Below are 17,812 nucleotides of genomic sequence, written 5' to 3'. Positions count from 1 at the left end.
CTGCCCTGCCCCCGCTTGGGCAGACACCGCACTGACAATCCCCCGGCTCATCTCCGCCGGCCACTCACCAGAGCAAGCAGAGATGATCGCTCGACAAGTTCCTGTATACCGGGCCGCCGTCCCTGACACCGTCACCATGTTCGCGCGCACGGTCTACACCGCATGGGAAGACTGGGAACGAACGCGCCCCCTGCCCCACAGAGCCGCACTCACGGCCGCCGCCGGGACATGGGCCACCCACCGCGAGAAAGGGCGGCAGGCGGGCACACACGCCCTTTCTCCTTGATCGGCCGCGCCGCCCCCGATCCCCCGCGGGGGCGGCGCGGCTCCCTACAGGTACGACGGCCCCGAGTCCTCCGAACGAGGTATCGGGGCCGTTGCTTGTCCGTGCGTCGTGACCGCCCGCTTGTTTTGCAGGCTCTATCCAGGAAGAGCACGCCGTGGTGGGCGAGGGAGACCGCTCCGGGGCGTGGCAGGCCGGTTCCGCCGCCGACCAGGGAGGCCATGGTGGCCGAGTGGTGCGGGGCGCAGTAGGGCGGCCTGTCGACCAGGGGGTGGCCGGGCGGCAGCATCCCGGCGACCGAGTGGACGGCGGTGACCTCCAGGGACTCCTGGCGGCCCAGCTCGGGCAGCAGCCCGGGCAGCCGCTCGGCCAGCATGGTCTTGCCGGCGCCGGGCGGGCCCTTGAAGAAGACGTGATGGCGTCCGGCCGCGGCCACCTCCAGGGCGGCCCGGGCCACGTGCTGCCCGGCGACGTCCGCGAGGTCGGGTGCGTGGTCGCCGGTGACCACGCCGGTGCCGAGACCCATGCCGGGCAGGGCGAGCCCGGCGAGGAAGGGGTCCGGGCGGATCTCGCCGGGGACGGGTTCCTCGTCGGGCACCGGTTCGTCGGTGAGGACCGCGATCAGCTGGCGCAGGCTGCGGACGCCCAGCACGGACACCCCCGGCACCAGCGAGGCCTCCGGCACCGCGGTCTCCGGCACCACCACCTGCTCGTACCCGGCCTCGGCGGCCGCCAGCACGGCGGGGAGGATGCCGCGGACCGGCCGGACCCGGCCGTCCAGGCCGAGCTCGCCGATCATCACGATCTCGGCGAGCACCCGGGGATCGATCCGCTCGGCCGCCCCGAGCACGGCCGCGGCCACCGCGAGGTCGAAGCCGCTGCCGCTCTTCGGCACGGACGCCGGGCTCAGCCCGACGGTGAGCTTCTTCGAGGGCCAGGAGGCGCCCGAGTTCACCACGGCCGCCCGGACCCGGTCCCGGCTCTCCGTCAGGCTCTTGTCCGGCAGCCCCACCAGGGTGAAGGCCGCCACCCCGGGCTCCAGGTCCGCCTGGACCTCCACCACCACGCCCTCGACGCCCACCAGCGCCACCGAGCAGGTACGCGCGAACCCCATCTCACGCCACCCCCCGGGCGTGCTCGACCACGGGCGCCCCGCGCTGCGGCAGCAGCACGCCGACCACGTCGATGCGGACGCCGCCCGGCGGTGCCCCTCCGTGGGCGTGGATCCAGTGTTCGGCGAGACCGCGCAGGCGCTGCGCCTTCTCCGGGGAGACCGCGGCCATGGGATGTTCGAAGACGCCCGCCCGCCGGGTCTTGACCTCGCAGACGACCAGGACGTCCCCGTCCCGCGCCACGATGTCGATCTCGCCCGTCCTGCCGCAGCGCCAGTTGCGCTCCAGGACTGTCAGACCGGCCTCGGCCAGCCGCCGTGCGGCCAGCGTCTCGCCGTACCTGCCGAGTGCGCTGCGTGCCCGATTTACGCGTGCCTGATTCGTGTTCATGTCGGCACCACCTCCGGCGCCAACGGTCACGCATCCCTCGCCAAGAAGTTGATCTTGGTGAGTTACTCAGCGGTTGTGGACAACCTCGTCACCCGCCCGAGCGACCCCCGCCCACGCGACGCGAGCCGGCCGTCGACGGCCGGCTCAGCCGCCCGGAAGCTCCAGGTCGGTCTTGTTCAGCTCCTCGATGTTCACGTCCTTGAACGTGAGAACGCGGACCTGCTTCACGAAACGGGCCGGCCGGTACATGTCCCAGACCCAGGCATCCGCCATGGACACCTCGAAGAACACCTCGCCCTGGACCGAGTGCACCTGCATCTCGTAGTCGTTGGTGAGGTAGAAGCGCCGCTCGGTCTCGATCACGTATTTGAACAGACCGACGACATCGCGGTACTCCCGGTAGAGCTTCAGCTCCATCTCGGTCTCGTACTTTTCGAGGTCCTCGGCGCTCATGGCATGTTCCCCTTCAGCCGTGCGATCCCACCATTGTGCGCCAGTCCCGCACGCCCCTAGACGATTTCGGTGTCAAGGGTGACGGGCCCGGCGGGGGGACCTTCGTCGAGCAGCCTACGGAACAGCTCGGCGAGTCTGGTCGGATACACCGTCTCATGTGCCCGGGTCAGTTCCTGGCACGTCCACCAACGTGCTCCGGCCACACTGCGCCGCTCCAGCTCGGTCAGGCCTGTGGCCTCGGTGGCCGTCTGCGTCGTACGGGCCAGGTAGTACCACTCGTCCTGGTCCCAGCGGCGGCCGTCGAACGGGAAGGAGCACGTCCGGCGCCACAGCACCGGACCCAGGTCCACGTCCGTGATGCCGGTCTCCTCGGCGAGTTCCCGCAAAGCGGCCTGCTCACGGGTCTCGTCGCCCTCCAGGCCTCCACCGGGCGTGAACCACCAGTCGTCGGCCGGGTCGCCGGGCTCGTGGCCGTGCAGGAGCAGGATGCGGTCCTCGGGGTCGAGCAGGACCACCCGGGCCACCTTGCGCAGGCCGTCCTCCGACAGCGCCTCAGCGGGCACCGGCGGCCTCCGTGCGGGCACGGGTGCGGGAGCGGCCCAGCAGATTGGCGACCGGACCGTACGCGCCGCCCGCGAGGACCAGCACCCCACCGGCCACGATCATGAACTCGATCATGCGCAGCGGGCCCGGCTGGGAGAGGGAGCCCAGGATCTCGAAGCCGGTCGGGCGCTTGAGCAGGCCCTTCATCGGCCAGACCACGGCGTCCACCCGGGCGCTGACGGCGCTGCGCGCCACCGTGCCCTGCGCCGCGTCCGTGAGGTGAGCGGTGGAGTCCAGGGAGCCCTGGCGCTCGTCACCGAGGAGGAAGAGCCGGCCCTTCGGGACGGTGACGGTCGGGAAGCCCTGGAGCTCGGCCTGGGTGCCCGCCGGCAGGTACGGCTCGTCGATCTGCTTGCCGTTGACGGTCAGCTTGCCGTCGGTGCAGCAGGCCACCGTGTCCCCGCCGACCGCGACCACCCGCTTGACGACATCCGCGTTGGTGACCCAGCTCTTGTCGCGAAAGACGACGACGTCGCCCCGGCGCACCTCGCTGCCGTCGATGCGCTGGCCGAGGACCCGGTCCCCGGCGTCGATCGTCGGCGTCATCGAAGTGGTGGGGACGGTGTACGGCCGGTAGACCACCGCTGCCCAGCCGAACCCGCCGAGGAACAGCACGATGCCCAGCGCGACGGCGATCCCGGACAACCGCTGTCCGAGCCTGCCGCCGGCCTGTGCCGCGCTCGTGCTGGTGCCTGCGCCGCCACGCGGAGCCGTACGTATCGTGCTGTCGCCCATGAGGCCGCACCCTACCCGGCGGTACCGGGCAGAGGCAGCCCTTCTTCGGCGCCCCTGGTCACAAGCTCCCCAAGGGCTTCACATGGGACGGTCAGCAGACGCACACGGGATGCGGTCACATCGCGCGGCACGCGGTCAGCGCTTGCCCGCGGCCACGCGCTTGTCGAACTTCCGCTCGATGCGGTCGCCCCGCCGACGGCGCCACACCACGACCGGCAGAACGGCGGCGATGGCCCCGCCCTCCGGCGCCACCGTCAGGGAGGCCGCGGCGGACGACTGCGTGTTGATGCCGCTCTGGTCGAAGGTGGCCGGGATCGGCAGCGTGCCCCAGCGGTTGATCGGCCAGGCCTTGACGATGGCACGGCCGACGACGTCCTTCACCGGGACCATGCCGTGGTGCCTGTCGGACTGGTTGTAGCGCGAGTCCCGGGAGTTCTGGCGGTGGTCGCCCATCACCCAGATGTAGCCCTTGGGCACGTGCACCGTGAACTGGCCACCCTGGTCGTCGACGCTGCACGGGGTGTTGCCCGGGTACACGTAAGGCTCGTTCAGCGGCTTGCCGTTGACCATCAGCGGGCCGCTGTTCTTGCAGGAGACGGTGTCGCCGCCGACACCGATGACCCGCTTGATGAGGTCCCTCTCCTCGGCGGACGGCATCAGGCCGATCCAGCTGAGGAAGGTCTGGATCGCGTTCGGCTGAGCGGTGGGCTCACCCGCCAGCCAGTCGTCCGGGTCGTGGAAGACGACGACCTCGCCGCGCTCCGGCTCGGAGCCGAACCACGGCGTGAGCTTGTCGACCAGGACGCGGTCACCCTGCTGGAGGGTGTTCTGCATCGAGTCCGACGGGATCGAGAACGCCTGCACCAGGAACGTCTTGATCAGCAGCGCCAGTACCAGGGCGATACAGACCAGGATCGGCAGCTCCTTCCAGAAGGAGCGAGGCTTCTTCGGTGCGGGCGCCGCCGATTCGCCGGGGTCCCCGTCCGTACCCGCGCCGTCACCGCCGGAGTACGGACCGTCCGCCGGGGTGCCGTCTCCACCGGGCGCGATGCCGTTCCCGGAGGTCGAGGCGCCGTCCGGGGAGGGGGCATTCTCCACGGGGCGCCCGCTGTGCTCCTCGCCGTCGTGTCCCGACCGTGCGCCTACCGCCACATCCCCCACGCCAACTCCTTACTCCGTGCCGCCGCCTGCGCCATCCCCGGCGCAAGCCCACCACTCCCATAACGAGCGGGAGTTCCGCAGGGGTCGGGAGTTGGATGTATCCGTTCGGATCGTCGGAGGCAACCCTATGCGACAGCCGGGGAGCCGCGGTCGACCCCGACCCGGAGTCAGAAACGCTTGCGAAGGTTTTAGGTTCGTCGAGCTTGGTCCAGTGGCCGATGGGCCAGCCGATCATCATGGCCCGGCCCACCACCGAGGTCACGGCCACCGTGCCGCCGTAGTCGGTGTCCTGGTGCGCGCGCGAGTCGGCGGAGTTGCCGCGGTGGTCGCCCATCACCCACAGCCGCCCCTTCGGGACGGTGATGTCGAACGGCTGAGCGGAGGGGACGTTCCCGGGATAGAGGTAGTCGCCCTCGGTCAGCGGTACGCCGTTGACGGTCACCCGGCCCTGCGCGTCACAGCACTTGACGTGGTCGCCGCCGACACCGATGACCCGCTTGATGAGGTCCTTCTCGTTGGCGGAGGGCAACAGACCGATGAAGGTGAGCCCTTCCTTGACCTGCTTGACCCCGACGGGGTCGTTCGCCTTGGTGGTCTGCTCGTCGTTCAGCCAGCCGCCCGGGTCGTGGAAGACGACGACGTCGCCGCGGTGCGGCTGCCACCCGAACCAGGGGGTGAACTTGTCCACCAGGACGCGGTCGCCGATCCGGATCGTCTGTTCCATGGAGCCCGACGGGATCACGAAGGCCTGGACGAGGAACGTCTTCAGCACGAGCGCTATCAGGACGGCCACGCCGACCAGCAGCGGTATCTCCCGTACCGCTCCGCGCCGGCGCTTGCGCTTGACCTTGCGCTGCAGCTTGCGCCGCTCCGCGCGGGACCGGCCGCCGCCGGACGACCCGGAGGCGCGCCGGGCCCCGGTGGGCAGGAGGTTGGCGGCCGCGTCGACCGGCACGCCGCGCGGTTTGCCCCGGTTACCCATGGGACGCTCCGGCAGACGGCACGCGCGCGTAGGCGGCGGGACGGGACAGACGGGTCCAGTGGGCGTACGGCCAGACGATCCAGTCGGCCCGGCCGATGACCTTGCTGACGGGGATCATGCCGCCGCCGGGCGAGCCGAGGTGGTCACGGGAGTCGCTGGAGTCACCGCGGTGGTCGCCGAGAACGAAGAGCGTGCCGTCGGGGACGTCGACGTTGAAGGGCACGGTGGAGGGGGTGTCCCCGGGATAGAGGAACGCGGTCTCGTCGACCGACCGGCCGTTCACCTCGATCCTCCCCTTCTTGTCGCAGCAGACCACGTGGTCTCCTCCCACACCGACGACGCGCTTGATGTAGTCGGCGTCCCCGAAATAGCCGGAGCCGTCGAACACCACGACATCTCCCCGGCGCGGCCCGGCACCGAAACGGTACGCCAACTTATTTACGAGAACGCGGTCCCCGATCCTCAATCCCTGTTCCATGGATCCGCTGGGAATCTGGAATGGTTGCGCCACGAAAGTGTTGAGGACGAGCAAAAACGCCAGGCAGGCGAAGAGGGTCAGGGTGATCCAGCCGCCCGGCAGCCAGTCGGTGACCCGTTCGGTGGCCCGCGCCACCAACGCGAAACGCGACCGGTTCTCCACGGCCTCTGGTTCGGGGCGGGAGGAGCGGTCGCGCTCCGTCTGCTGTGCTTCGGTGTCCATCGGGGCCAGATGCTATCCGGCCTCGATGAGACTCCCTCTTACCGGCTCGTCCGCCTACGGCTTCCGGGTGCCGGTACGCGAGATCAGTTCTCGCGCTTCTCCTTGATCTTCGCGGCCTTACCGCGCAGGTCGCGCAGGTAGTACAGCTTGGCGCGACGCACGTCACCGCGGGTGACGAGCTCGATCTTCTCGACGATCGGGGTGTGCACCGGGAAGGTGCGCTCGACGCCGACGGAGAAGGAGACCTTGCGGACCGTGAAGGTCTCGCGGACACCGCTGCCCTGGCGGCGGATCACAACGCCCTTGAACTGCTGCACACGGGAGCGGTTGCCCTCGATGACGCGGACGTGGACGTTGACGGTGTCACCCGGGCGGAAGGCCGGGACGTCGCTGCGCAGCGACGCGGAGTCGACGGTGTCGAGCAGGTGAGACATTTCGTCTGCTTTCCTCGCTGATGCCACAGGTCATCAACGGAAACTAGGTGTTCCATGGGGTTTGCCGTGCGGATCGGGGCGGGCGTCGTGTCCCCCTGTGGCAGGGGCGCACGCCGGACGGACGCACAACAGCGAGCTATTCTTCCACGCCCTGTGGCCTGCGCCAAAATCGGCCGTGGGGTTCGCCCTCCGGGTCCGGGGCCCAGCCCAGGATGGAGAGCATCTCGCGGTCCTTCTTGTCGAAGGCCTTGGGGTCGCAGCGCTCGATCAGGTCGGGCCGGTGGGCGGTGGTCCGCTTCAGTGCCTCGTCGCGGCGCCAGCGGGCGATCTTGCCGTGGTGGCCGCTGAGCAGCACGTCGGGGATGTCCCGGCCGCGCCAGACGGGCGGCTTGGTGTAGACGGGTCCCTCCAGGAGGTTGGCCATGGCGCCGGGCGCGAAGGAGTCGTCCCGGTGCGACTCGGCGTTCCCGAGCACGCCGGGCAGCAGCCGCGCCACGGCCTCCGTGATCACCAGTACGGCCGCCTCGCCGCCGGCGAGGACGTAGTCCCCGATGGAGACCTCGTAGACCGGCATCCGGGTGACGTACTCGTCCATCACCCGGCGGTCGATGCCCTCGTAGCGGGCCGGCGTGAAGATCAGCCAGGGGCGCTCGGACAGTTCGACGGCGAGTTCCTGGGTGAAGGGGCGGCCGCTGGGGGTGGGGACGATGAGCGCGGGGGCGTGCGCGCCGGTCTCGTAGCCGTCGGCGAGGACGGTGTCGAGGGCGTCGCCCCAGGGCTCGGTCTTCATGACCATGCCGGGCCCGCCGCCGTAGGGCGTGTCGTCGACCGTGTTGTGCCGGTCGTACGTCCATGCGCGCAGGTCGTGCACCTGGACGCCGAGCTGCCCACGCGCGCGTGCCTTGCCGACCAGCGAGACCTTCAGGGGTTCGAGGTACTCGGGAAAGATCGTGACGACGTCGAGCCTCATGCTTCGTCGTCCCTGGACGAGTCGATCTCCGCACGGTCGTCGATCAGGCCGGGCGGCGGTGCGATGACGGCCCGCTGCTCCTCGAGGTCGATCTCGGTGACGATCTCTTCCACGAACGGGATCATCACCTCGCTGCCGTCGGGCCGCTCCACGATGAAGAGGTCCTGGGAGGGCAGGTGCGAGATCTCGGTGATCCGGCCGACCTCGGTGCCGTCCTGGGTGACCACGTCCAGGTCGACGAGCTGGTGGTCGTAGTACTCGTCCTCGCCCTCGGGCAGCTCCTCCGGGTCGATCTCGGCGATCAGGAGGGTGTTGCGCAGGGCCTCGGCGCCGGTGCGGTCCTTGACGCCCTCGAAGCGCAGGAGCAGCCGGCCGCTGTGCACCCGGCCGGTCTCGATGGTGAGCGGCCCCGCCGACCCGGGATCGGTGGCGAGTACGGCGCCGGGCGCGAGCCTGAGCTCCGGCTCGTCGGTACGTACCTCGACGGTGACCTCGCCCTTGATGCCGTGGGCGCGGCCGATCCGTGCGACTACCAGCTGCACTGTGCCTGTTCTCCTGTCATCTCCTGCTCGACCTGCTCATACGACTGCGGGCCGGGGACGGCCAGTGGCCCTCCCCGGCCCGAGCCGGTTGCGATAAGCGTCAGCGGACGTGGTCGACGTCGACGAGGTCGACGCGGACTCCGCGACCGCCGATGGCACCCACGACGGTGCGCAGGGCACGCGCGGTGCGGCCGTTGCGGCCGATCACCTTGCCGAGGTCGTCGGGGTGCACCCGGACCTCCAGCACGCGCCCGCGGCGCAGGTTGCGCGAGGCGACCTGCACATCGTCAGGGTTGTCGACGATGCCCTTCACGAGGTGCTCAAGCGCCTCTTCGAGCATGCTGCTCAGGCCTCGGTCGACTCGGACTCAGCCGCGGCCTCGTCCTTCTTCTCAGCCTTCTTCTTCTGGGTGATCGCCTCACCCTTGCCCTCGTCGTCACCGCCGAGCGCCTCGAACGACGGACGCGTGGCCTTCGGAGCGGCCACGAGCAGCGGCGCCGGGGCGGCCTCGCCCTTGAACTTCTGCCAGTCGCCGGTCTTCTTCAGGATGGCGAGCACGGGCTCGGTCGGCTGGGCGCCGACGCCGAGCCAGTACGCCACGCGGTCGGCGTCCACCTCGATGACCGACGGGTTGTAGGTCGGGTGGTACTTGCCGATCTCCTCGATCGCACGGCCGTCACGGCGGGTGCGGGAGTCGGCGACGACGATGCGGTAGTGAGGCGAACGGATCTTGCCCAGACGCTTCAGCTTGATCTTGACTGCCACGGGAGTGGGTTCTCCTGGATTTGACGTGGTTGGGCACGGCGAGACTGCCGCGTGGGGTTGCGGTACCCGAGTGCCCGATGGACGCGTCAGCCGGAGGAGAGAGGGGTCCTGTGCGGCTGTCGAGTACAGCTAGCCATTGTGCCATACCCTGCGGGTCGCTTTTGGCCGACGGTCGGGTGGGGGTGCCTGGGCATGCCGAAGTCGCACCCGGCGTGGAGGTGTCCCGTCGGGTGCGATTGACCGGCGCTGTGAAGTTGCCGTCCCGCGCCCACCCGTGCCGCCCTGGGGGTACCTCCCAGGCCCTCAAGGCCCTGGGGGGAGGCACGACTGCCCGCGGGGATACGGGAGGGGGCAATGGCTGCGGCTGCCACGAGCAGCCGTGGCCTATGCCGCCCCCACGACCTCCGGGATGCGGAACGGTTTGCCGCAGCCGCCGCAGACGATCGGGGCCTGGGCCAGGACCGACGGCACCACCCGGACGTTGCGGCCGCAGTCGCACACCGCCTTGACGCGGACGCCGCCACCGGAGGAGCCGTGGCGGGCGGCCGGGCCGCGGAAGGTGCGGGAGGTGTCGGCGGACGTGGCCACCGTGTGTGCCTTGAGAGCGCGCTGCAGTCTCTCGATGGTCGGGCGGTAGCGTCGCTTCGCCTCGGGGTTGAGCGTGACCAGCGAGAAGCCGCTGCTGGGATGCGGCTCGTCGGGGTGGTCCAGGCCCAGCTCCTCGGCGATCGCGAGGAATCGGCGGTTGTGGTAGCGGCCGGCCCGGGAGGTGTCGCGCACTCCCCGGGAGGCGGCGATGCCGTGGACTGCCTCATGGAGCAGCCGTTCGAAGGAGAGTTCGTGACCGCACGCGGACGACGACTCCCCGATCAGGGACTCTGGCGCGGCAAGGTCCGGCAGCTCGGGGTGGTACCGCTGAATGTCGGCCCACGCCTCTGCCAGCTCTGCGGCGAGAACAGGTGGTGTCTGTGTCGTGCTCACGTAATGAGAACGAGCGGGAGGGCCCCTGTGTTCCTATTCCGGGGCATCCCAAATAATTTGCACGTACCCGTCAGTTGCCGCTGATGCGTGGAGACGAGTACGGGTGCGCTGATCTGCGGAGAAGCCTCACAGCTCGTACCAAGCCGGTGCGTAGTCTGACGTACGACCCGCCGCGTACCCCCGGCGCGGACGCCTGTGTGACGGAGGCCGGCGGATGCGCAAGAGGCGTTTCGGTCGCTCTCGTGGCCGAGGTCCCACCCCGGTCAGCGTGCGCGGCGGTCCGGACGTTACTCGCAGCCCGTCGTCATCCGGCACCGGCCCGGCTCCGGCGCCCGGACGCCGTACGGCCACCGTGCCCGCGGACCATGGCCAGAACCGCCGTGTCGTGGGTCCGATGGTAGAGCCCCAAGTTGCCGGGATGTGAAATCTCGCCACAGTCACAGCCCACGTACAAGCGGGGACCCGCGACCTCTGGACGCCACCGCGAGCCCGGAGTTATGTGGCATAGGTGGGAAGTGCGGGCGCACGGCACGGGGGCCACGGAATCGGTCAGTGCGTAACTCTCGGCGGATTGGGGCGCTTACCTATGACACCTACGCTCGTGCGGCACCACCTGTCTCACGCGGACTCACCACCCCGTGTGAACCTGGGCGCACGCGCGCGTGACTGGTCCGAGATCCAGGAGCGGATGCTGGTGCCGCTCTACGAGACCGTCCACGAGCGACTCGAAGCGGGCCCGGCCACCCGGCTGCTCGGCCTGCGCTGCGGTTCCGGTCTCGCCCTGCTGATGGCGGCGGCCAGAGGGGCCGCGGTCACCGGTGTCGACTCCTCCCCCGAACGACTCGCCCTCGCCCGTGAGCGCCTGCTGCCCGACCCGGCCCTGGGCGTACGCGCGCGTGGCCGCGCCGCCCGGATCGTCGAGGGCACGCCCCGGGACGCGGCGGACGCGCAGGCGCCGGCGTACAACCTGATCACCGCCTTCGACCCGATCGGCTGCCTGGCCGGCGACGCCGAAAGGCTCGGGGACCTGCTGGCCGAGGCGATTCCGCTGGCCGAGCACGGGGCGGCCGTGGTGCTGGCCGGCTGGGGTCCGCCGGAGCGCTGCGCGACCTCGTCCGTGCTGCGGGTGGCGGCGAAGTTGGCCGATCCTTTGCGGAGCGCGGGAAGCTGGCGCCCGTCGTGCCGTGACGATCTGGAGGAGGTCGCGCAGCGGGCCGGTCTGCGGATCGACGGTTCCGGGCGGGTCTCCTGCCCGTTCGGGTACGCCGACGCGGACAGCGCGGTGCGGGGGCTGCTGTCGACCGGGCTGTTCGATGCGGGGATCCTGGCGGCCGACGAGGAGCAGGTCGGCAAGGAGCTGGCCGAGGCGCTTCATCCGCACCAGCGTGCGGACGGCACGGTGTGGATGCCGAATGTGTTCCGGTACCTGATCGCGCGGGTTCGCTGACGCTTCGCGGGGGCCGCCGTCCTCGGGTGCGGCGCCGTGGGGGCTGGTCGCGCAGTTCCTCCCCCAGCCTTCGGCCGGGGGTACCCCCAGCGCCCCTTTGGGGCGCTCGAAACCGGGACGCTCACACGGTCAGACCTCGTCCAGGTCCTTGGTCAGTCGGGTGATCCCCGCGATGCGGTACGCGTCCGCCTCCTCCAGGGTCTCGTTCTCCAGGAGGGCCTGGGCCAGGGCGTCCAGCTGGCTCCGGTGGTCCTGGAGTTTGCGGCGGGCCTCGTCGTAGCACTCGTCGACGATGCGGCGCATCTCGGTGTCGATCACGTCGAGGGTCTGGGGTGCGGCGGCGAGGCCGTAGGCCTGCTGGGCGTCGCTGGGGAGGGCGGAGAGGCGGCCGACCTCCTCGCTCATGCCCCAGCGGGAGACCATCCCGCGCGCGATGCCGGTGACCTGTTCCAGGTCGCTCTCCGAACCGGTGGTGATCACGCCGTAGACGACCTGCTCGGCCGCCATGCCGCCGAGGGCGCCGATGATCCGGCCGCGCAGGTACTCCTCGGTGTACGCGTACTTGTCGGCGTCCGGCGTGGAGAGGGTGACGCCGAGGGCGCGGCCGCGCGGCACGATGGTGATCTTGCGGACCGGGTCGGCGCCGGGCTGCAGCATGCCGAGCAGGGCGTGCCCGCTCTCGTGGTAGGCGGTCCGCCTGCGCTCCTCCTCGGGCATCACCAACGGCCGTTCGGCGCCGAGCTGGACCTTCTCCAGGGCTTCCGAGAGGTCGGACTGGGTGACCTTGTCCTGCTTTCGCTTGACGGCGAGCAGGGCGGCCTCGTTGGCGAGATTGGCCAGTTCGGCGCCGGTCATGCCCGGGGTGGTGCGGGCGACCTGGGCGAGGTCGACCCCCTCGGCGAGCGGGATCTGGCGGGTGTGGATCTGGAGGATGGCCTCGCGGCCGGTGCGGTCGGGGGGCGAGACCTGGACGACCCGGTCGAAGCGGCCGGGGCGGGTGAGCGCCGGGTCGAGGACGTCGGCGCGGTTCGTGGCCGCGATCACGATGACGCCCTCGGAGCCGGAGAAGCCGTCCATCTCGGTGAGGATCTGGTTGAGGGTCTGCTCGCGCTCGTCGTGGCCGCCCATGGAGGCGCCGCCGCCACGCGCCCGCCCGATGGTGTCGATCTCGTCGATGAAGATGATGGACGGGGCGACCTTGCGGGCCTCGGCGAACAGTTCGCGCACGCGTGAGGCGCCGACGCCCACGATCATCTCGATGAACTCGGAGGCGGAGGCCGAGAAGAACGGCACCCCCGCCTCGCCGGCGACGGCCCGCGCGAGCAGTGTCTTGCCGGTGCCGGGCGGCCCGGCGAGGAGCACGCCCCTCGGCATCTTGGCGCCCATCCTGCGGTAGGCGTCGGGGTTCTTGAGGAAGTCGACGACGTCGTTGAGCTCGCCCTCGACCTCGTCGATGCCGGCCACGTCCTCGAAGGTGGTCCGCTGCTGTCCGGGCTCCAGTTCGACCGGCTTGGGCGGCGCCTTGCGGCCCAGCATGCCGCCCGCGCCGCCGAGGCCCGCGCTCATCCGGCGGGCGATGAAGACCCACACCGCGACGAGGATGATGATCGGCGCCAGCGAGATCAGCAGATTGGCGAGAAAACTGCGGTGCTGGACGACCGGGGCGGCGGTGACCGTCACGTCGTGCCTGGTCAGGCTGGTCCAGAGGTCGTCGCCGGCGAAGGAGGGGCGCTCGGTGTTGAACTTGGTGTAGTTCCCGCCGCCCTCGGGGTTCTTCTGCTCCTTCTTGAGCTGGCCCTGGATCGAGTCGCCCTTGGCGTAGATCTTCTCGACGTTGCCGTCGTTCACCTGCTTGCTGAACTCGGTGTACGAGATCGTCGGCTCGTTCGCCTGGTCGAAGTACGACAGCACCAGGTTGGCCAGCAGGTACACGACCAGCGCGGTGACGATCAGCCGCCACCAGCCGCCGTGCATCTTCCGCCCGCCGTTCGGCGGCTTGGGCGGCTCCTCGGGAGCGCCCTCGGTACGCCAGGGCTGGTCGGGTGACTTGCGCGGCGGGGCGGGGTTGGTCATATGCGGACCGTACGACACGGACCAACCCCTGGCACCCGCTCAGGTGAACTCAGCCCATGAACTTCTTGAACTCGTCCGGAAGCTCGAAGTCCTGGGCGCCCTGCTGCGGGAGCCCGAAGGCGCCGCCCTGTGCGGCGGCCTCGCGGCGCTGGGCCTCCTCCAGCTCCTGCTGCTTGCGCTTCATCGGGTTGCCGGAGCGCTGCTTGCCCTTGGCCTGCTTCGGCTGCTTCTTCTGCCGGCCGGGGCCGCCGCCCATGCCCGGGATCCCCGGCATGCCCGGCATCCCGCCGCCCTGCGCCATGCGGGACATCATCTTGCGGGCCTCGAAGAACCGCTCGACCAGGTTCTTCACCGCGCTGACCTCGACACCGGAACCCTTGGCGATCCGGGCGCGGCGCGAGCCGTTGATGATCGTCGGTTCCTGGCGCTCGGCCGGGGTCATCGACTTGATGATCGCGGCGGTGCGGTCGACGTCCCGCTCGTCGAGGTTGTTGATCTGGTCCTTGATCTGGCCCATGCCGGGCAGCATCCCGAGCAGCTTGCTGATGCTGCCCATCTTCCTGACCTGTTCCATCTGGGCCAGGAAGTCGTCCAGGGTGAAGTCCTGGCCCTTCTTGGACGCCAGCTTGGAGGCCATCTTCTGGGCCTCTTCCTGGCTGAACGTCTTCTCCGCCTGCTCGATCAGGGTGAGCAGGTCACCCATGTCGAGGATGCGGGAGGCCATCCGGTCCGGGTGGAAGGCGTCGAAGTCGTCGAGCTTCTCGCCGTTCGACGCGAACATGATCGGCTTGCCGGTGACCTGTCGGATGGAGAGCGCGGCACCACCGCGGGCGTCACCGTCGAGCTTGGACAGGACGACACCGTCGAAGCCGACGCCGTCGCGGAAGGCCTCGGCGGTGGTGACGGCGTCCTGGCCGATCATGGCGTCGACGACGAAGAGGATCTCGTCGGGCGAGACGGCGTCCCGGATGTCGGCCGCCTGCTGCATCAGCTCCTGGTCGATGCCGAGCCGGCCGGCGGTGTCCACGATCACGATGTCGTGGACCTTGGACTTCGCGAAGTCGATGGAGTCCTTGGCGACCTTGACCGGGTCGCCGACGCCGTTGCCCGGCTCGGGCGCGTAGACGGCGACACCGGCGCGCTCGGCGACCACGCTCAGCTGGTTGACGGCGTTGGGGCGCTGGAGGTCGGCGGCGACGAGCAGCGGGGAGTGACCCTGCTCCTTGAGCCAGTGGGCGAGCTTGCCCGCGAGGGTGGTCTTACCGGCGCCCTGGAGACCGGCCAGCATGATCACGGTGGGCGGTTGCTTGGCGAACCGCAGCCGGCGCGTCTCGCCGCCGAGGATCGTGACCAGCTCGTCGTTGACGATCTTCAGGACCTGCTGGGCCGGGTTGAGCGCCTTGGAGACCTCGGCGCCGAGCGAGCGCTCCTTGACGTTCTTGATGAACGTGCGGACGACCGGGAGGGCCACGTCGGCCTCGAGGAGCGCGATGCGGATCTCCCGGGCCGTGGCGTCGATGTCCGCTTCGCTCAGACGCCCTTTGCCGCGCAGATTCTTGAAGGTCGCTGAAAGGCGATCGGAGAGAGTGTCGAACACGGCGGCGTCGGTCCTCGGAGTCGGGGGCAGTGAGCGTCTTCCAGGGTATCCGGCCGCGCAAGGAAGTGGTCCCCGCCTTGCACGACCGTGCGATCAGCCCCTCAGTGTCTCCTCCAGCTTGCGCGCCACGGAGGCCGCCTCCTCCGCGGGCAGCGGCGAGTGGTCGGTGCCGGTCACGTAGAAGGCGTCGACGGCGTTGGACCCGAGCGTGCTGACATGCGCGCTGCGTACCCGCACCTCGGCGTCCTCCAGCGCCCGTCCGATCCGGAACAGCAGTCCCGGTGCGTCCTGGGCCCGTACCTCGAACACCGTGGCGTGCCGGGAGGCCGCGGAGGCCACCGTCACGCGCGGCGGCGGGGCCACCCAGCCCCGGCGCCTCGGGTAGGCGGCGTCCCGCTCCGCGAGGCGGCCGGCGATGTCCAGGGAGCCGTCCAGCGCCCGTACGAGATCGGCCCGCAGGCGGGCGGCCTGCGGCAGGGAGCCGTACTCGGCCGCGACCCGCCAGTCGAGCAGCAGGACCGTGCCGTCGTCGACGTCGTCCGGGAGCCGGAGGGTGCGCAGCTCGGCCGTGCGGACCGTCAGGCGGTGCACGGCCAGCACGCCGGAGACGGCCGGGAGCACGCCCGGCTGGTCCGGTACGGCGATGAGCAGCTCGACGCCGAGCGGTTCGGGGTCGCCGGGGGGTTCCTCGTCGGTGGCGGCGGGCTCGGTCTGGGCGCGCAGGGCCAGGACCGGGGCGCCGGTGCGGAAGGCCTCGATGGCCAGCCGCTCCTGTTCGGCCGTGGGCGCGCCCGGTTCGGGCTCGTCGTCGGCGTCCCCGGCGAGGACGGCCGAGACCCGTTTCACCAGGTCGGCGACGAGCGAGCCGCGCCAGGAGGACCAGGCCGCCGGGCCGGTGGCCAGCGCGTCGGCCTCGGTGAGGGCGTGCAGCAGCTCGAGGGTGCCCTGGGTGCCGACGGCGTCGGCGACCAGCCGGACGGTGGCCGGGTCCTCCAGGTCGCGCCGGGTGGCGGTCTCGATGAGGAGGAGGTGGTGGCGGACGAGGGTCGACAGGACCGCCACCTCGGCGCGGTCGAAGCCGATCCTGGCCGCCACGTCCTTGACGATGATCTCGCCGGCCACGGAGTGGTCGCCGGGCCAGCCCTTGCCGATGTCGTGCAGCAGGGCGGCGACCAGGAGCAGGTCGGGGCGGTGGACGCGGCGGGTGAACTCGGAGGCGCGGACGGCGGTCTCGATGAGGTGCCGGTCGACGGTCCAGATGTGCACGGCGTTGCGCTGCGGCCGGCAGCGGACCCGCTCCCAGTCGGGCAGGAGGCGGGTGATCAGGCCCTCGGCCTCGAGCGCCTCCCAGACCTCGACGGTGGGGCGGCCGGAGCCGAGCAGGGTGACCAGCTGCTCGCGGGCCTCGGCGGGCCAGGGCGTGGGCAGCGGGCGTGCGGTGGCGGCCAGGTGCCGTACGGCGTGCAGGGAGAGCGGCAGGCCGGCCTGGGCGGCGGCGGCCGCGGCGCGCAGCGGGAGCACGGGGTCGCGTTCGGGGCGTGCGGCGCGGGCGAGCACCACCTCGCCGTCCTGCTCCACCACCCCTTCGGCGAGCGGGGAGCGCTCGGCGACCGGCTTGCCGCCGCCCAGCATGGCGCGCAGCCGGGGCCGGACGGCGCGCGAGCGCAGCACCCGCCCCACCTCACGCCAGGTGACGTCACTGGCGTACGAGATGACGCGCGCGGCCTCGTAGACCTGGCGCAGCAGGGTGTCGGCGTCGAGGAGGTCCAGTTCGGCGGCGACCTGGTCCTGCTCCTGGAGCGCGAGGCGGTCGGTGGCGCGCCCTGTGGTCAGGTGCAGGGCGTCGCGGACGTCGAGGAGGCGCCTGCGGGCGTCGGCGAGGCCCTCGCGCGGGGCGTCGGCCAGCCAGGAGGCGGCGACGGCGCGCAGGGCGGTGGCGTCGCGGAGGCCGCCGCGGGCCTCCTTCAGATCCGGCTCGAGGAGGTACTGGAGCTCGCCCTGGCGTTCGGCGCGCTCGGCGCAGAGTTCCTGGAGTTCGGGGAGGCGTTTGGGCGCCTGGTTGCGCCAGTCGGCGAGGATCGCGGTGCGCAGTCCTGAGGTGAGGCCGAGGTCGCCGGCGATGTGGCGGGCGTCGAGGAGGCCGAGCTGGACCTTGAGGTCCTCGCCGGCGGTCTTGCGGGCCTCGGCGGGGGTGCGTACGGAGTGGTCGAGGGCCAGGCCCAGGTCCCAGACGGGGTACCAGAGCCGGTCGGCGACGGCGGCCACCGTGCCGGAGTCGGCGCCGTCGTGGAGCAGCAGGAGGTCGAGGTCGCTGCGCGGGGAGAGTTCGCTGCGGCCGTAGCCGCCCACGGCGACCAGGGAGACGCCGCCCCTGATGCCCTCCGTGGCCGCCGCGAACAGCCCGGTCAGCCATTCGTCGGTCAGCTCGGCGAGGGCGGTACGGCGCGGCGGCCCGGACCGCGCCCCCTCGGTGAGGAGGCGCAGCCGGGCCGCCGCGTAGCCGCTGGGTCCCGTGTTCTCCGCGTCGTTCCGAACTTCCGTACCCGTCACCCAGCGACTCCTGCCTGTATTCAGATGGTTCTGT

17 protein-coding genes and 1 pseudogene are annotated in these 17,812 nt (G+C 70.9%); 1 reads left to right on the top strand and 17 read right to left on the bottom strand.

Annotated elements, in window-relative coordinates:
• Positions 1-398: 398 nt before the first annotated feature.
• From ACFY0P_RS36650 to ACFY0P_RS36585, 14 genes and pseudogenes are all read right to left on the bottom strand, one after another.
• Positions 399-1,397 (bottom strand): annotated as a pseudogene (locus ACFY0P_RS36650) (ATP-binding protein); the annotation flags it as partial.
• A 1-nt stretch (position 1,398) separates the two neighbouring features.
• On the bottom strand, positions 1,399-1,785 hold the full coding sequence (locus ACFY0P_RS36645) for a YraN family protein (RefSeq protein WP_388923318.1): 387 nt from the start codon (positions 1,783-1,785) through the stop codon (positions 1,399-1,401).
• A gap of 144 nt (positions 1,786-1,929) precedes the next feature.
• Positions 1,930-2,238, bottom strand: a complete 309-nt coding sequence (locus ACFY0P_RS36640; RefSeq protein WP_008745401.1) for a DUF2469 domain-containing protein — start codon at positions 2,236-2,238, stop codon at positions 1,930-1,932.
• Between the two features lie 56 nt (positions 2,239-2,294).
• Positions 2,295-2,801, bottom strand: coding sequence for an NUDIX hydrolase (locus tag ACFY0P_RS36635; protein ID WP_388923315.1), 507 nt, complete (start codon positions 2,799-2,801; stop codon positions 2,295-2,297).
• On the bottom strand, positions 2,791-3,576 hold the full coding sequence (gene lepB / locus ACFY0P_RS36630) for a signal peptidase I (RefSeq protein WP_388923312.1): 786 nt from the start codon (positions 3,574-3,576) through the stop codon (positions 2,791-2,793). The genes ACFY0P_RS36635 and lepB (ACFY0P_RS36630) overlap by 11 nt, the downstream gene beginning before the upstream one ends.
• A gap of 135 nt (positions 3,577-3,711) precedes the next feature.
• The gene (lepB, locus tag ACFY0P_RS36625) at positions 3,712-4,674 is read right to left on the bottom strand and encodes a signal peptidase I (protein ID WP_388923309.1); all 963 of its coding nucleotides are present in this window, start codon (positions 4,672-4,674) and stop codon (positions 3,712-3,714) included.
• Complete coding sequence (gene lepB / locus ACFY0P_RS36620) at positions 4,574-5,719, bottom strand: signal peptidase I (protein WP_388923306.1); 1,146 nt, start codon at positions 5,717-5,719, stop codon at positions 4,574-4,576. The genes lepB (ACFY0P_RS36625) and lepB (ACFY0P_RS36620) overlap by 101 nt, the downstream gene beginning before the upstream one ends.
• Positions 5,712-6,419, bottom strand: a complete 708-nt coding sequence (gene lepB, locus ACFY0P_RS36615; protein WP_388923303.1) for a signal peptidase I — start codon at positions 6,417-6,419, stop codon at positions 5,712-5,714. Before lepB (ACFY0P_RS36615) ends, lepB (ACFY0P_RS36620) begins: the two co-directional genes overlap by 8 nt.
• An 83-nt stretch (positions 6,420-6,502) precedes the next feature.
• The gene (rplS, locus tag ACFY0P_RS36610) at positions 6,503-6,853 is read right to left on the bottom strand and encodes a 50S ribosomal protein L19 (protein ID WP_093498841.1); all 351 of its coding nucleotides are present in this window, start codon (positions 6,851-6,853) and stop codon (positions 6,503-6,505) included.
• Positions 6,854-6,989: 136 nt separating this feature from the next.
• Entirely contained in the window at positions 6,990-7,823 is an 834-nt protein-coding gene (gene trmD, locus ACFY0P_RS36605; protein WP_388923299.1) for a tRNA (guanosine(37)-N1)-methyltransferase TrmD, read from the bottom strand.
• On the bottom strand, positions 7,820-8,365 hold the full coding sequence (rimM, locus tag ACFY0P_RS36600) for a ribosome maturation factor RimM (RefSeq protein WP_388923296.1): 546 nt from the start codon (positions 8,363-8,365) through the stop codon (positions 7,820-7,822). The genes trmD and rimM overlap by 4 nt, the downstream gene beginning before the upstream one ends.
• Positions 8,366-8,465: 100 nt before the next feature.
• The gene (locus ACFY0P_RS36595; RefSeq protein WP_003973401.1) at positions 8,466-8,705 is read right to left on the bottom strand and encodes an RNA-binding protein; all 240 of its coding nucleotides are present in this window, start codon (positions 8,703-8,705) and stop codon (positions 8,466-8,468) included.
• Positions 8,706-8,710: 5 nt separating this feature from the next.
• Positions 8,711-9,130: a 30S ribosomal protein S16 gene (rpsP, locus tag ACFY0P_RS36590; RefSeq protein ID WP_352363426.1), complete on the bottom strand. Its 420-nt coding sequence runs from the start codon at positions 9,128-9,130 to the stop codon at positions 8,711-8,713.
• Positions 9,131-9,514: 384 nt separating this feature from the next.
• Positions 9,515-10,111, bottom strand: a complete 597-nt coding sequence (locus ACFY0P_RS36585) for a hypothetical protein (RefSeq protein WP_093498845.1) — start codon at positions 10,109-10,111, stop codon at positions 9,515-9,517.
• A gap of 586 nt (positions 10,112-10,697) precedes the next feature.
• Between ACFY0P_RS36585 and ACFY0P_RS36580 the strand changes: the two genes are divergently transcribed.
• A complete protein-coding gene (locus ACFY0P_RS36580; RefSeq protein WP_388923293.1) occupies positions 10,698-11,558 on the top strand; it encodes a class I SAM-dependent methyltransferase in 861 nt (286 codons plus the stop codon).
• 129 nt (positions 11,559-11,687) lie between these two features.
• On the opposite strand, the gene ftsH is transcribed toward ACFY0P_RS36580, so the two are convergent.
• The 3 genes from ftsH to ACFY0P_RS36565 all read right to left on the bottom strand — a co-directional run bounded on the left by ftsH (position 11,688) and on the right by ACFY0P_RS36565 (position 17,778).
• On the bottom strand, positions 11,688-13,631 hold the full coding sequence (ftsH, locus tag ACFY0P_RS36575; protein ID WP_388923290.1) for an ATP-dependent zinc metalloprotease FtsH: 1,944 nt from the start codon (positions 13,629-13,631) through the stop codon (positions 11,688-11,690).
• A 49-nt stretch (positions 13,632-13,680) separates the two neighbouring features.
• Positions 13,681-15,228: a signal recognition particle protein gene (gene ffh, locus ACFY0P_RS36570; protein WP_388923287.1), complete on the bottom strand. Its 1,548-nt coding sequence runs from the start codon at positions 15,226-15,228 to the stop codon at positions 13,681-13,683.
• Positions 15,229-15,321: 93 nt separating this feature from the next.
• Positions 15,322-17,778, bottom strand: a complete 2,457-nt coding sequence (locus ACFY0P_RS36565) for a [protein-PII] uridylyltransferase (RefSeq protein WP_388923284.1) — start codon at positions 17,776-17,778, stop codon at positions 15,322-15,324.
• Positions 17,779-17,812: the final 34 nt, after the last annotated feature.

The sequence above is a fragment of the Streptomyces sp. NPDC001714 genome (assembly GCF_042892755.1).
Lineage (GTDB): Bacteria > Actinomycetota > Actinomycetes > Streptomycetales > Streptomycetaceae > Streptomyces.
Note: the sequence above shows the minus strand (reverse complement) of the source record. Positions and strands in the feature narration are given on the sequence as shown.

What these genes read in the sequence shown, in the direction of transcription:
- ACFY0P_RS36645 (WP_388923318.1), bottom strand. Translation starts at nt 1,785, where the DNA reads ATGAACACGAATCAGGCACGCGTAAATCGGGCACGCAGCGCACTCGGC.
- ACFY0P_RS36640 (WP_008745401.1), bottom strand. Translation starts at nt 2,238, where the DNA reads ATGAGCGCCGAGGACCTCGAAAAGTACGAGACCGAGATGGAGCTGAAG.
- lepB (WP_388923312.1), bottom strand. Translation starts at nt 3,576, where the DNA reads ATGGGCGACAGCACGATACGTACGGCTCCGCGTGGCGGCGCAGGCACC.
- lepB (WP_388923306.1), bottom strand. Translation starts at nt 5,719, where the DNA reads ATGGGTAACCGGGGCAAACCGCGCGGCGTGCCGGTCGACGCGGCCGCC.
- lepB (WP_388923303.1), bottom strand. Translation starts at nt 6,419, where the DNA reads ATGGACACCGAAGCACAGCAGACGGAGCGCGACCGCTCCTCCCGCCCC.
- rplS (WP_093498841.1), bottom strand. Translation starts at nt 6,853, where the DNA reads ATGTCTCACCTGCTCGACACCGTCGACTCCGCGTCGCTGCGCAGCGAC.
- trmD (WP_388923299.1), bottom strand. Translation starts at nt 7,823, where the DNA reads ATGAGGCTCGACGTCGTCACGATCTTTCCCGAGTACCTCGAACCCCTG.
- ACFY0P_RS36595 (WP_003973401.1), bottom strand. Translation starts at nt 8,705, where the DNA reads ATGCTCGAAGAGGCGCTTGAGCACCTCGTGAAGGGCATCGTCGACAAC.
- ACFY0P_RS36580 (WP_388923293.1), top strand. Translation starts at nt 10,698, where the DNA reads ATGACACCTACGCTCGTGCGGCACCACCTGTCTCACGCGGACTCACCA.
- ftsH (WP_388923290.1), bottom strand. Translation starts at nt 13,631, where the DNA reads ATGACCAACCCCGCCCCGCCGCGCAAGTCACCCGACCAGCCCTGGCGT.